The organism is Aeromonas sobria (assembly GCF_000820145.1).
Taxonomy (GTDB): Bacteria; Pseudomonadota; Gammaproteobacteria; order Enterobacterales; family Aeromonadaceae; genus Aeromonas; species Aeromonas sobria.
The window spans coordinates 20,003-33,493 of sequence record NZ_CDBW01000045.1; the positions used below are offsets into that span (position 1 = coordinate 20,003).

At 60.7% G+C, this 13,491-nt stretch carries 11 protein-coding genes and 1 riboswitch; of the genes, 8 read left to right on the plus strand and 3 right to left on the minus strand.

The window, feature by feature from the left end:
- The first annotated feature begins 35 nt into the window (after positions 1-35).
- The 6 genes from BN1135_RS19630 (at position 36) to cbl (ending at position 5,828) form a co-directional block, all read left to right on the plus strand.
- Entirely contained in the window at positions 36-1,037 is a 1,002-nt protein-coding gene (locus tag BN1135_RS19630; RefSeq protein ID WP_042024137.1) for a sulfate ABC transporter substrate-binding protein, read from the plus strand.
- A 56-nt stretch (positions 1,038-1,093) separates the two neighbouring features.
- A complete protein-coding gene (locus BN1135_RS19635; protein WP_042024140.1) occupies positions 1,094-1,669 on the plus strand; it encodes an RBBP9/YdeN family alpha/beta hydrolase in 576 nt (191 codons plus the stop codon).
- A 270-nt stretch (positions 1,670-1,939) separates the two neighbouring features.
- A complete protein-coding gene (gene cysT, locus BN1135_RS19640; RefSeq protein WP_042024141.1) occupies positions 1,940-2,779 on the plus strand; it encodes a sulfate ABC transporter permease subunit CysT in 840 nt (279 codons plus the stop codon).
- Positions 2,776-3,666 (plus strand): sulfate ABC transporter permease subunit CysW, encoded by an 891-nt coding sequence (gene cysW, locus BN1135_RS19645; protein ID WP_042024143.1) that lies wholly within the window; start codon positions 2,776-2,778, stop codon positions 3,664-3,666. Before cysT ends, cysW begins: the two co-directional genes overlap by 4 nt.
- 23 nt (positions 3,667-3,689) lie before the next feature.
- Positions 3,690-4,757, plus strand: a complete 1,068-nt coding sequence (locus BN1135_RS19650; RefSeq protein WP_042024145.1) for a sulfate/molybdate ABC transporter ATP-binding protein — start codon at positions 3,690-3,692, stop codon at positions 4,755-4,757.
- 123 nt (positions 4,758-4,880) lie between these two features.
- On the plus strand, positions 4,881-5,828 hold the full coding sequence (gene cbl / locus BN1135_RS19655) for an HTH-type transcriptional regulator Cbl (RefSeq protein ID WP_042024147.1): 948 nt from the start codon (positions 4,881-4,883) through the stop codon (positions 5,826-5,828).
- Between the two features lie 73 nt (positions 5,829-5,901).
- Here the strand turns inward: cbl and gbpA are convergent, their stop codons facing one another.
- Both gbpA and BN1135_RS19665 read right to left on the minus strand, forming a co-directional pair.
- Positions 5,902-7,326: an N-acetylglucosamine-binding protein GbpA gene (gbpA, locus tag BN1135_RS19660; RefSeq protein ID WP_042024150.1), complete on the minus strand. Its 1,425-nt coding sequence runs from the start codon at positions 7,324-7,326 to the stop codon at positions 5,902-5,904.
- 71 nt (positions 7,327-7,397) lie between these two features.
- Positions 7,398-7,479, minus strand: a riboswitch (cyclic di-GMP riboswitch).
- Positions 7,480-7,733: 254 nt separating this feature from the next.
- On the minus strand, positions 7,734-9,422 hold the full coding sequence (locus BN1135_RS19665; RefSeq protein WP_042024151.1) for a methyl-accepting chemotaxis protein: 1,689 nt from the start codon (positions 9,420-9,422) through the stop codon (positions 7,734-7,736).
- Positions 9,423-9,699: 277 nt separating this feature from the next.
- Between BN1135_RS19665 and BN1135_RS19670 the strand changes: the two genes are divergently transcribed.
- Entirely contained in the window at positions 9,700-11,565 is a 1,866-nt protein-coding gene (locus tag BN1135_RS19670; RefSeq protein WP_042024153.1) for a M3 family metallopeptidase, read from the plus strand.
- Between the two features lie 83 nt (positions 11,566-11,648).
- Here BN1135_RS19670 and BN1135_RS19675 read toward each other — a convergent pair whose 3' ends face one another.
- Positions 11,649-11,882, minus strand: coding sequence for a hypothetical protein (locus tag BN1135_RS19675; protein WP_042024154.1), 234 nt, complete (start codon positions 11,880-11,882; stop codon positions 11,649-11,651).
- Positions 11,883-12,188: 306 nt separating this feature from the next.
- Here BN1135_RS19675 and BN1135_RS19680 point away from each other — a divergent pair, with 306 nt between their 5' ends.
- Positions 12,189-13,481: a ferredoxin reductase family protein gene (locus tag BN1135_RS19680; protein ID WP_042024155.1), complete on the plus strand. Its 1,293-nt coding sequence runs from the start codon at positions 12,189-12,191 to the stop codon at positions 13,479-13,481.
- Positions 13,482-13,491: the final 10 nt, after the last annotated feature.

Below are 13,491 nucleotides of genomic sequence, written 5' to 3' on the forward strand. Positions count from 1 at the left end.
GCTGCTCTCAACCCAACGAGATATGGAGTATCACCATGAAACTGCGAATGACCGCCCTGACCCTGCTCTCCCTGCTGGCATTTGGCCAGGCCAATGCCGCCGAGATCCGCCTGCTTAACGTCTCCTACGATCCGACCCGCGAGTTGTTTCAGGAGTACAATGCCGCCTTTGCCAAGGAGTGGAAGGCGAAGACCGGTGATGACGTGGTGGTGAGCCAGTCCCACGGTGGCTCCGGCAAGCAGGCCCGCGCCGTGGTGGATGGTCTGGAGGCCGACGTGGTGTCGCTGGCACTGGCCTATGACGTCAATGCCATCGCCAAGGAGGGATTAATCGCCGCCGACTGGCAGAGCCGCCTCGGCAACAATGCCGCACCCTATACCTCCACCATCGTTTTCCTGGTGCGCAAGGGCAATCCCAAGCAGATCAAGGATTGGGATGATCTGGTGCGCAAGGATGTGGCCATCGTCACCCCCAACCCCAAGACCTCCGGCGGGGCGCGCTGGAACTATCTGGCCGCCTGGGGCTATGCCCTGAAAAAGAGTGGCAATGAAGAGGGGGCCAAGCAGTTTGTCGGCGATCTCTACAAGAACGTGAGGGTGCTCGACTCGGGGGCGCGCGGTGCCACCACCAGCTTTACCGAGCGCGGTCTCGGTGACGTGCTGCTGGCGTGGGAGAACGAAGCCCTGCTGGTGCTCGGTCAGGCGGGGGCCAGCGACAAGTTCGAGCTGGTGGCGCCATCGGTATCCATTCTGGCGGAGCCGCCGGTTGCTGTGGTGGACAAGGTCGCCAAGAAGCACGGCACCGAAGCGGTATCGAAAGCGTACCTCGAATATCTCTACTCGGACGAGGGGCAGCATATCGTCGCCAAGCATCACTACCGCCCCAGCAACCCGGCGATCCTGAAGGAGACTGCGGCCCAGTTCCCGCAGCTTGCCCTCTTTACCGTCAAGGATCTGGAAGGGGATTGGGAGAAGGCCCAGAAGAAGCACTTCGCCCAGGGTGGTCTGTTTGACCAGATCTACCAGCCGGGTCGTTGATAGCCGCTATATCCATCACTGAACTGGCCCCTGTGCCAGCCGATAGGAGCACCAAGATGAACAAGATCCTCCTGGTTCCCGGTCTGCACAACAGCGGGCCGGATCATTGGCAGAGCCGCTGGCACGATCACTTTCCCCAATGGCAGCGCATGACGGGGCTGCCGTGGGACAAGCCAGACCTCAGGGTCTGGAGTGCCAAGCTGGCGAGCAAGCTTAAAAGTCGTCGCAGTAGGGTCCATCTGGTGGCCCACTCCTTCGGCGCGCTGACCGCCATCGCGGCGGCCAGGTTACAGCCGGAGAAGGTCGCCTCGATTTTTCTGGTGGCCCCCGCCGATCCCGCCCGCTTTGGCATTGCGGATGAGGCATTGGCCGAGCCGCTGCAGGTGTCGGCCCAGCTGGTGGCCAGCCGCAACGATCCCTGGATGAGCTTTGAGCGGGCCGAATACTGGAGCCGTCAGTGGCAGGTGCCGCTGTTCGATGCCGGTGAGGCGGGCCATATCAATGCCCAGTCCGGTCATGGGGATTGGCATCAGGGGCTTAATCTGCTGGGTGCCCTCTATCGCCGTGGTGAGCTGGTGGTGGCGCCGGTCAAGGCCGCCTCGCCCCGGCCCGTGGTGCTCGGTTTTCGCTAGTTATCTGTGAAGTGGTTGGAGGGCCGGCGATCGCGTGGTTCGCTGGTTGCGCCATGCCCCGTTCTTTGAATGTTCCGCTCCGTATTGCTCCATTTCTTAGGTCTTTTATTTATATAAAAGACCTTTTTTTATTTGGATCGCTCTAAAAGCCTTGTCCCACCGTTGTTAGACAAAAAAGTAATTAGCAAAGTCGCAAACGGTGTTTGTTGCTGACAGGAAGAGTGCGCAGAATCACCACATCTTAAATTATTCATAACAGACGGATGTGTTATGCGATTTGGTTCTTATTCTGTCTTGCCGGGTTTCGGCCCTACCTTTGGCTTCACTCTGCTCTATCTGGGTCTGCTGGTGCTGTTGCCGCTCTCGGCGCTGGTGCTGTTTGCGGTGAACAACCTGAGTGCCGCCGAGTTCTGGCAGGTGATCGGTTCGCCGCGAGTGCTCGCCTCTTTTCGCCTGAGTTTCGGCGCGGCATTTATTGCGGCACTGCTTAACAGTCTGTTCGGGCTGATCCTGGCCTGGATCCTGGTGCGCTACACCTTCCCCGGTCGTCGACTGGTGGATGCGCTGATCGACCTGCCATTTGCCATGCCGACCGCTGTCTCCGGCATCGCCCTGTGCGCCATCTTCGCCCCCAACGGCTGGATTGGTCAGTGGGTCGCCCCCTTTGGTATCGAACTCGCCTACAACCCCATTGGTGTAGTGATTGCGCTGACCTTTATCGGATTGCCGTTTGTGGTACGCACCCTGCAGCCGGTGCTGCGGGAAGCCGAGATCGAGCAGGAGGAGGCGGCCGCCAGCCTCGGCGCCGACCGCTGGCAGACCTTTCTGCGGGTGCTGTGGCCGACCCTGATCCCGGCCCTGCTCACCGGTTTTGCCCTGGCGTTTGCCCGTGGGGTGGGGGAGTACGGCTCCGTCATCTTTATCGCTGGCAACCTGCCGATGGTTTCCGAAATCGCGCCGCTGATGATCATGAGCCATCTGGAGGAGTACGACTATGCCGGTGCCTCCGCCATCGCCGTGGTGATGCTGCTGATTTCATTCATTTTGTTACTGCTAATCAACAAGTTGCAGGCCTGGAGTTGGTCTCGCATCGGAGGGAGCCGGATATGAGTTCATCTGCCATCGCCATTGAGGTGGCCCCTGTGGAGGCGGCCCCCGGCCGGAAGGCTCCGGTCGTGATCCGCGAGCCCCAGTGGGTCAAGTGGTTGCTGATCACGGTGGGTCTGGGCTGGTTTGCCGCCCTGCTGCTGCTGCCGCTGGCCACCGTCTTTATTCAGGCGCTGACGCCGGGGCTCGCCTTCTTCTGGCACGCCATCAGCGAACCGGATGCCCTGAGCGCCCTTGGCCTCACCGCACTGGTGACGCTCTGCGCCGTTCCCCTCAACCTGCTGTTCGGGATCGCGGCGGCCTGGGCCATCGCCCGCTTCCGCTTCCCCGGTCGGCAACTGCTGATCACCATCATCGACCTGCCATTTTCGGTGTCGCCGGTGATAGCGGGGCTGATGCTGGTGCTGCTATTTGGCAGTCGTGGCTGGTTTGGCGACTGGCTGAGCGAGCACGACATCAAGATCATCTTCGCGACGCCGGGGATCATTCTGGCCACCACCTTTATCACAGTGCCGTTCGTGGTGCGCGAGCTGCTGCCCCAGATGGAGGCGCGCGGCCCGGAAGAGGAGGAGGCTGCCATCATGTTGGGGGCGAGCGGCCTGCAGATGTTCTGGCGCGTCACCCTGCCCGGCATCCGCTGGAGCCTGATGTATGGCCTGCTGCTCTGTACCGCCCGGGCGGTGGGGGAGTTTGGTGCCGTGTCGGTGGTCTCCGGCCATATTCGCGGCCAGACCAATACCCTGCCGCTGCATATCGAGATCCTCTACAACGAGTACCAGACCGGCGCCGCCTTTGCGGTGGCCAGCTTGCTGGCTTTGTTCGGGATCTTCACCCTGCTGGGTGAAACCCTGTTGGCACGGCTGCGTGGTCAGCCCACCAAATCTCACTGAATCACTGTATTAAAGAGGCAGCCATGAGCATTCAGGTTCAACAACTTAACAAGCATTTCAATCAGTACGCGGCGCTGGCAGACATCAACCTCGACTTTCACGACGGTGAGCTGGTGGCGCTGCTTGGTCCCTCCGGTTGTGGTAAGACCACCCTGCTGCGGATCATCGCCGGGCTGGAGCAGGCCGACAGTGGCAGCGTCATCATCCGTGGCGAGGATGCCTCGGATCTGCACGTGCGTGAGCGCAACGTCGGCTTCGTATTCCAGCACTACGCTCTGTTTCGCCACATGACGGTGTTTGAGAACGTGGCGTTTGGCTTGCGGGTCAAACCGCGCAGCGAGCGCCCGGCGGAGGCGGCCATTCGTGCCCGGGTCAAGGAGCTGCTGGATCTGGTGCAGCTCAGCCACGTGGCCGAGCGCTATCCGACCCAGCTCTCCGGCGGTCAGCGTCAGCGGGTCGCGCTAGCCCGAGCCTTGGCGGTTCAGCCCAAGGTGCTGCTGCTGGACGAGCCCTTCGGCGCCCTTGATGCCCAGGTGCGCAAGGAGCTGCGCCGCTGGCTGCGCGAGCTGCACGACGAGCTGCACGTCACCAGCCTGTTCGTGACTCACGATCAGGAGGAGGCGCTGGAGGTGGCGGATCGGGTGGTGCTGATGAATGCCGGGCGAGTCGAGCAGATCGGCACCCCGGCCGAGGTCTACGACCAGCCCGCCAGCTCCTTTGTCCACAGCTTCCTCGGCAGCGTCAACCAGTTCCGTGGTCGGGTGGCCGAGCAGGGATTCGGCATTGGCGAGCAGCTGCTCGGCGGGCCATCGGCTTCCCATCTGGCCCACGGCAGTGCCGCCATCGCCTATGTCCGTCCCCATGAGCTGGAGATCTTGCCAGCCGATGCGCCGGGCGGGATCCGCGCCACCATTACCCGCTTGCTGCCCATGGGGCCGCGCATTCGGGTGGAGCTGCGTGGCGATGGCGAGACCAAAGGTGCCCACTACGAGGCGGAGCTGACCAAAGAGGCGGCCAAACTGTTTGCGCCGGGGCAGGGGGTGAGGCTGGTGGCCAGACAGGCGCAGTTCTATCCCGACTACCAGATTTGATGCAGTGTTGCGGGCAGTGTAGCCGCCCGGTTCAGGCTGTCAGCCGGGCGTGATCCCGGCCATATAACAAAAATGAGGGGAGTGACCAGGTTGTGTCGCCCACCCTTCGCAGGAGGCGACAAGGTGAATTTTCAGCAGTTACGTATTATCCGGGAAGCGGCGCGGCGGGATTACAACCTGACCGAGGTGGCCAATGCCCTTTTTACTTCCCAATCCGGGGTGAGTCGCCATATCCGCGAGCTGGAGGAGGAGCTTGGGCTAGAGCTCTTTATCCGCTACGGCAAGCGGTTGCTCGGCATGACCGAGCCGGGCAAGGAGCTGCTGGTGATTGCCGAGCGTATCCTGGGTGACGCCAACAATATCCGCAAACTGGCCAGTACCTTTGCCAACCGTGAGGCGGGACGCCTGCTGGTTGCGACCACCCATACCCAGGCGCGCTATGCGCTGCCACGAGTAGTGAAGGCGTTTCGCGAGCAGTTCCCGCTGGTGCAGCTGGAGCTGCGCCAGGGCAGCCCTGAGGAGATAGTGCGGCTGGTGCAGACCGGCGAGGTGGATATTGGCATCAGCAGCGAGCAGCTCGACAAGAGCGAAGGGGTGGTGGCCTTTCCCTACTACCGCTGGCACCACAATATTGTGGTGCCCGAGCAACATCCGCTGGCTGGCGAGCGGGCTCTGACTCTGGCGGCACTGGCCAACTGGCCCATCGTCACCTATCAGGCGGGGCTGACCGGGCGGGCACGAGTGGACGAGGCGTTTGCCGAGGCAGGCATAGAGCCGCAGATCCTGCTGACCGCGCAGGACTCCGATGTCATCAAAACCTATGTCGAGCTGGAGATGGGGGTCGGCATTCTGGCCGATATGGCGTTCGATCCCCAGCGCGATCAGGGGCTGGTGCAGCTCGATGGCAGCCATCTGTTTGCCCCCCACACCGCCTGGATCGGCCTCAAGCAGGGGCAGTTCCACCACAACTTCGCCTGGCAGTTTATCCAGCTCTGCAACCCCGAGCTGGCGCTGGCGGATATTCAGGCCCGCGCCATGGGCAGCGAGCCCGCCATCGACTTCCAGATTTGAGGTCGGAAGAGAAGACAAGAAGGGGAGCCAATGGCTCCCCGTTTTATTGATGGTGTCATGACCCGGTGCGGGGTCAGTTCAGTTCAATCCAGGCATCTTGCCAGTTGGAACCGACACCCGGCTCATAGTGGGTGGCGGTGGTTGCCCACTGCACGCAGTAGCCGTTGTAGGGGAACGGCTTGCACTGATAGACCTTGCCATTTTTCGGCTGCAGTACCTTGGTACCGGCGGTGTAGGACTTGATGTCGTTCGGGAAGACGAACTGGTAGTCGCCGCCACTGCTTGCCTCTTTAAACATCAGATCCATGGTCTGCTGGATGGCTTCGCCGCCTGCTTTTGGCATGCCTTTGATCACCAGTTGATGATGGCCTGCTTTGAGCCCTTCCAGTGCCATGGTGAAGGTGTGGCTGCTGTCCTTGATATCGGCACTGCTCTGGCCTTTGGCGACACCGCCGTGGTCATACAGGGTATTGGTGACGGCCAGATCCCCTTGTGCAGTAACGGTAAAATCGAGAGTGACTTTGCCATCTTCAAGCACATAGTCGCTGGCCAAACCGCTGACGCTGACGGTGTCTACGACCGGTGGTTTCAGTTGCAGCAGGTCAATCTCGACTCGCTCCAGATTGCTGCCGCGCTTCAGATAGACAGGGTTCATGCCGTAGATCGGGTTGAACTCGCCATTGGCGCTCTGTTGGCCGGCGCGGATCTGGCTCTGCTCGGCGTTGATCTTGGTTGCCAGCGCATGAGTCCAGTTATTTTTCAGGCCTTGCTCATTGCTGGTAATGGTCAGCACGGTCTGCAGCTCGTGGCGCTCGCCGATGGCATCGAATACCCGGGTTACTGCCTTGTCGCCGATGGTCAGATCGATGGAGGGATAGATGGTGCCAGCCTGGCTCCACTCCAGCGGTGGCTGATTGCCATCCTTGAACTGGGCATCAATCATGTTGTAGAAGCTGTTGGCGGTATCACCCACTTCCCACACACCCAGGATGACCTGGTAACCGGTGCGCTCTGGCAGGTTGCACTGATGAGTGACCTGCTTGGGTGGCTGCACCATGTTGCCTTCAATGACGCAGAAGGGATTAAGGTCAAACGAGGCGCGAGTCAGCGGCTGGTTGGGGTTCCAATCCTGCTTGGTCAGGTAGTAACGCCAGTTGCGGGTCACGTGGTTGGCGGTGAAGGTCCAGCTGATGGCAAAGGGGCCAGCTTGTACATCACGTTTGGTCCAGCGATCGCTGGTCTGAACGTTCAGTTCGCTCCAGCGTGGGCTGCCCGCCGAGGCGATCTGACCATCTTGCGGGCCAGACTGCGGGAAGCCGGAGGGGCCTTCCACGCTTTGTGGCTCCCACTGCACGCCGCCACACTGGCTATTGCCGCCGGTCTTGCACAGGTAGTTGCGACTTTCGGGTTGGCTGATATAACCGTGGGCCAGGGCGCTGCCGCTGACCAGTAGTGCCAGTGCCACTGCGGCATGACTAAGGTGGGTGTTTGCTGCCATATATTCCTCTGGGAACTAGAACTGGGCAGTCAATGGGCGATAGCTGGCGGGTGTCAGCACCCCATGGATGGAGTGGTAACCCCGCTATCCTACAGTGTCGAAGGACCGGAGGCTTTGCGTCCTGATTTTACAATCAGTTTGCCAATTGACTATGTAAGGTGGCCGGAGCCAGATAATCGGCGAGACTATATCAATCAATGATTAATGTGTTAAGAATAAACGTTTAACTGAGATTTCAGACTGACCTCTTGTCTGCTTAAGTGTCTGTTTTTATTTTTCCTTTGTTATCGCACCAAGTGGCTGCGCCGCTTTTTTGTTCCTTAAGTTGTGCGCACAATGGGGCTTTGGCGATTTTAGCTATGGTCAATCATCGCCAGCCTTGTTGCTGGCGATGATTGTGTCGTCGATCAGTGGCGGGCGCTCTGTTCTGTGACGGTTCGAGGGCTCGCATGGGGGATTTGCATCGGGGTGATAGTCGACTCCTTGCCCAGTTTGAACACCGCAAGCCGCTCATCCAGACTGCGGGAGAGGCCAGCCAGCAGCTCACTTTCTTGGGCCAGTTGTGAGGCTGACTGAGACATCTCCAGCGCCGAGTCGTTGATGCCGCTGACATTGCGGTTCATATCCTCGGCTACCATGCTCTGCTGTTCGGCGGCGGTGGCAATTTGGGTCGCCATATCGCTCACATGCTGGATGCGGTTGACGATTTGGGTGAGATCCTGACCTGCCTGGCGTGACTGATTGACGCTGCTCTCCGCCAGTTTGCGGCTGGCATCCATGGCGCTGGCTGCACTAACGGCTCGCTGTTGCAGTTGGGCAATGGTGCTCTGGATCTCTTCGGTGGACTGGCGGGTGCGGCTGGCCAGCTGGCGCACCTCGTCGGCCACCACGGCAAAGCCACGGCCCTGCTCGCCGGCCCGTGCTGCCTCGATGGCGGCATTGAGGGCCAACAGGTTGGTCTGTTCCGAAATGGCGCTGATAACAGCCGTCACTTCGCTGATCTGCATCACCCCCTCCTTGAGCTGATTGACTTGCACGGTTGCCTGTTCCACCTCGGTAGCCAGCGCCTGAATACCGTGAACGCTGGCATGGACATCCTGGTTGCCCAAGCCTGCTTCACTGGTGGCATCCTGGGTATCGCGGGCGGTATTTTCAGCATGACCCGCCACATCGGTGATGGTGGCACTCATCTCGTTCATGGCGGTGGCGAGCTGGGCCAGTTGATCCCGCTGGCTGGTGACAGCCTGGTTGGTCTGCTCGGCAGAGGCGGCGATGCGCAGGGCGGCATCCGCCACGTTGCGGGCCCCCAGACTTGCTTCCAGCAGGGCGTGACGGATGGCATCCAGACTCTGGTTGGTGCAGCGGGCGACCATACCCAACTCATCCTTGCCGTGCACCGGGATGCTCACCACCAGATCGCCCTTGGCAACCCGTTGCATGGCGTGGTTGATCTGATTGAGGGGGGAGACAATGGAGTGAGTGATGCGCCAGCCCAGCAGCCCCATCAGCAAGACCGCGATGGCGGTGGCGGTACCCATCTTCATGTATTGGGCCCAGATGGTCTGCTGGATATCCTGCAGCAGCATGCCTGAACCGAGGATCCAGCCCCAGGGTTGATAGCCGGAGACCATGGAGAGCTTGTCAGCCGTTTCGCCTGACGGACCGGTCCAGACATATTGCAGGGTGCCCTGTTTACCCCCTCTGGCGATATCCACCATCTGGAACCAGAACTGCCCAGCGGTGGCAGCTCCCCCTTCCCCCATCTTCTGACCGACCAGCTCGGGGCGGATGGGGTGAACCAGCATGGTGCGGCTCTCGTCGATGACAAACAGGTAGTTGTTGCCATCAAAGCGGGTGTTGGTCAGCAGCTTGCGCGCTTCCTGCTGGGCCTGCTCTGCTGGCAAGGTGCTGGCCAGAAACTGGATCTGGCTCATGGTTTGTCCCAGCACCGCATTGAGCCGCGCCTCTCGCTCGCTCATCAGATTGCGCTGGAGTGCATTGGCCGAGATAAACAGCAGCGAGATAAAACCGACAAATGCGACCGTGAGCAGCAAGATCAATTTGCGGCTCACAGTGATATCACCGAGCTTGAACATGACGAAACCCTCATTATCCCTATTGATGTGACGTGGCTCGTTACCGCGGTAGCCTAGTTTCATAAATTAACGACTCATTGTTGCAGCCGTTCGTCGGCCTTTTTCAAATGAGTGTTTTGACAACAGTATAGCCAGCAGACAGCGATACTCACTTTTTGGTAGCGTGTTCATGCGCATCCCTGCGTCATTTTTGCCAAAGAGTGTGAATGGTTTGGCATTTCAGCAAAAAATAAGGAGTGGGCCCCGCTGCGGGAGCCCCCACAACAAGAGGGAATTTATGAGTTCCATTGCCAGGAATTACTTCAACCAGCTCAACGCTGACTACTTGCAGGTACACAGGTGCAAGGAGGATCTCTTCTGGTCCACCTATATGGGCACCAGCGACGATCAGCCCGGTTTCACCGCAGCCGAGCAGGCTTACAAGGCCTTTTGTGCCAATCCGGCCCGCCTGCCCGCATTGCGGGAGATGCTGGCGAAGGCCGAACAGGATGATCTCAAGCGCGGTCTGCAAGGCTGGATCGCCTTCTTCGAGTGCAACGTCATCGAAGATCCCGCCGCTGCCGCCTTGATGGATGAGCTGGTGGCTGCCGAGGCGGATCTGTTCGCCCGCCGCAAGGGGTTGCAACTGACCCTGCTGGATGAGCAGGGGCAGCAAGTGGCCGGTAGTCTGCCTGCCGCCAGCACCTCGCTGGCCGCCAGCCCGAACGAGGCGGTGCGCCAAAGTGCGCTCGCCATGTTCCACACTCTGGAGCAGTGGGTAGTCGGTAACGGTTTTCTCGAGGTGGTGGCGATCCGCAACCGCTTTGCCCGCGCCATGGGCTATCGCGACTACTTCGACTACAAGGTGCGCAAGAACGAGCAGATGAGCCCGGAGCAGCTGTTCGCGATCCTCGACGACTTCATTGCCCGCACCGATTTGCGGCTGCAGCAGAGCCTGGCCGAGCTCAAAGCAGCCAAGGGGGAGGCGGCCTTGCTGCCCCACAACCTGCGCTACTCCATCAGTGGCGATGTGACCCGCCAGCTCGACCCCTATGTGCCCTTCTCGCGGGCGCTGAAGGATTGGGTCGAGAGCTTCCGCCGTCTCGGTATCCAGTATCGCTGCGCGACCCTGACGCTCGACTTGCTGACCCGGGAGGGGAAATACGAGAACGGCTTTTGCCACGGCCCGGTACCGAGCCTCTTCCAACAGGGCGAGTGGGTGCCGGCGGTGGTCAACTTCACCAGCCTCGCCGATCCGGCGCAGGTGGGCAGCGGCTGGAACGGCCTCAATACCCTGTTCCACGAGGGGGGCCATGCCGCGCACTTTGCCAATGTCACCGGCAACGCCCCCTGCTTCTCACAGGAGTTTCCACCCACCTCCATGGCCTATGCCGAGACCCAGTCGATGTTCTGCGACAGCCTGCTGGACGATGCCGACTGGCTCAAACGCTACGCCAGAAACGCGGCGGGAGAGGCGATCCCCGATGCCCTCATCAAGGCAATGATCGAGGCGCGCCAGCCGTTTCGTGCCTTCAACGAGCGCCAGATTGCGCTGGTGGCCTACTTCGAGCGGGATCTCTATGCCATGGATGAGGCTGAGCGTACTCCCGAGGCAGTGCTGGCGCTGGCCCGCCACTGGGAGCGCAAGATTGTCGGGGTCGAGAGCCCGCGTCCGCTGCTGGCCATTCCGCACCTCCTTAATCAGGAGTCGGCCTGCGCCTATCACGGCTATCTGCTGGCGCTGATGGCGGTGGAGCAGACCCGCGCCTACTTCCTCAAGCGTGATGGCTACCTCACCGACAACCCGCGCATCGGGCCGGATCTGGCTGCCCACTACTGGGGGCCGGGCAACGGTATGAGCCACGATGAAACCCTGCGCAGCCTGACCGGCGAGGGGTTCAGCGCTGTGCCGCTGGCCGAGGCGTGCAACCTGAGCGCCGCCGAGGCGTGGCAACAGGCTCAGGCCTGCATGGCCGCCGCGCAGCAACGTCCCGCCGACGGTGAGGGCACCCCGCTTGACGCCCATATCCGGGTGGTACACGGCGCAGAGCTCATCACCGACAACAGCGAGTCGGAAACCCGCATGCTGGCCGACTTCGAGGCGTGGATTACCCAGCGCTATTTTGTTGGGGATGTCAGAGAGGAGCTGAGCCGCGTGCAGTAAGTGATGTTATGGAGACAGGCTTGTTCTGAATGGGCAACTGGCAGGAGGGGGGACTTTCCTGCCATTTTTTTACTCATTATTCACTACTCATCGATTACCTTTTTTCCGCAATGTTCACAGATGACATGGCGTTCAAAGCGATCCATGTTGGCCAGAAAGGGGCCTGCTGCCCAGCCGGTAATAAAGTCCTTGATAAACTCTTTGTGCTTTTGCTCCGGTGTTGGCTGTTTGCCAAAGGATTTGTCGACCAGCACCACGACATGGCTGGTCTCGCGCTGACAGCTGGGGCAGAAGCGTTTTTCGGTGGATGCAAGCAAGGGGTTCTCCTTGTCCGTGGGCGGGTAATGGGTTTTCTCGCCGCAGATATTAACAGTTCCCATTTGATTCCTTTTTCTGGCAGGGTGTCAACCAATGCAGAGACAACAGTTGCCCATCCCCTGTGAAGAGGGGACGAGCCAGCAAGCGTGAGCAGGGGGGGGCAGTTGGCTCCTCTGATGTTTCCGTTTGTCACACATTGCCACACAACCTTCCCCCTCTGGCAAAGTCTTGTGACTAGTAGGGTTTTTAATGGCGCCATGAGCAGGGAGATGAGGCCCTGCAGTGATGGAACCAAGGAGCATGTTATGACGGGCAAACGGATGTGGTGGCTGTTGCCACTGCTAGCGGTCGGGATCTGGTGGCTGGGTTATGCGGGGGATGCCAACGGGGTGTGGCCCTGGCGCCATGAGATGTTGCTGCTGACTGGCCTGCTTGGGATGACCTATATGGCGATTTCGCTGTTGCTGGCGTTGCGCCTGCCGCAGCTTGAGGTCTGGTGTGGCGGTCTGGATCGGATGTTGCGATTGCACCGCCAGACGGCCATCGGGGGCGCATTGGCGCTGACCGCTCACTGGCTGCTGGTGGAGGCGCCCAAGTGGGCGGTCTCGGTAGGCTGGTTGAGTCGTCCCGCCCGGCGTGGGGCCAGCGGTGTCGGAGCTGGCGCAGGCAATGGCATCTCGCTCCATGCCCTTGGCAATACCCTGGGGGAGTGGAGTTTTTATCTGCTGATCGCGCTGGTGGTGGTGAGCTTGCTGGCACTGGTGAGTTATGGCCGCTTTCGACTGATCCACCGGTTGGCACCGATCATCTATCTGGTGGGTTGGGGTCACGGGCTCTGCTTGCTGCCTCAGGTGGGGGCCATGACCCCTGTAGGGGTGTCGATCTGGCTGATTGGCGGGATAGGTGCTATCGGCGCCCTCTACTCTCTGCTGGGGCAAGTGGGGGCGCGGGATCGCCATCCGGGCCGGGTCATTGCGGTACGGGCGCTGGCGGATCAGACCTGCGAGCTGACCATGCAACTGGAGAGGCCGCTGACCCACTATCGCCCAGGCCAGTTTGCCTTCTTCGAGTTTGATGCCAAGGAGGAGCCACATCCGTTTACCCTGGTGCGGGTGTCAGCGGATCGGCGGCAACTGGTGATCGCGGTGCGGGCGCTCGGGGATCACACCCGTCAGCTGGTGGCACAGGCTCGGGTGGGGGATGGTGTGGTGGTGACCGGGCCTTATGGCGCCTTTGTGGCGCCGGTTGGGGAGGGTAGATCTCTCTGGCTGGGGGCCGGGATCGGTATCACCCCCTTTGTCGCCTGGTTGGAGTCGTTGGCGGCACAAGGTGGCCGTGGCGAGGGGATCACCCTGATCCAGTGCGCGCCAGATATGGCGGGCGCTGTCTACCACCAGCGGTTGGCCGAGCTCTGTCATCGCACCGGGGTGAGTTATCAGCTGCATCTGGATAAAGTCGAGGAGCGACTGGATCTGGCTCGTGTCGCACAGCGTGCCTCTGGGTCGGTCTGGTTTTGCGGGCCCGAGGGGATGGCAGACGCCCTGACCCGGCTATTGCCGGACGGGCGTCTGCATCGCGAGCTGTTTCGCTTTCGTTGAGCTCTGACCG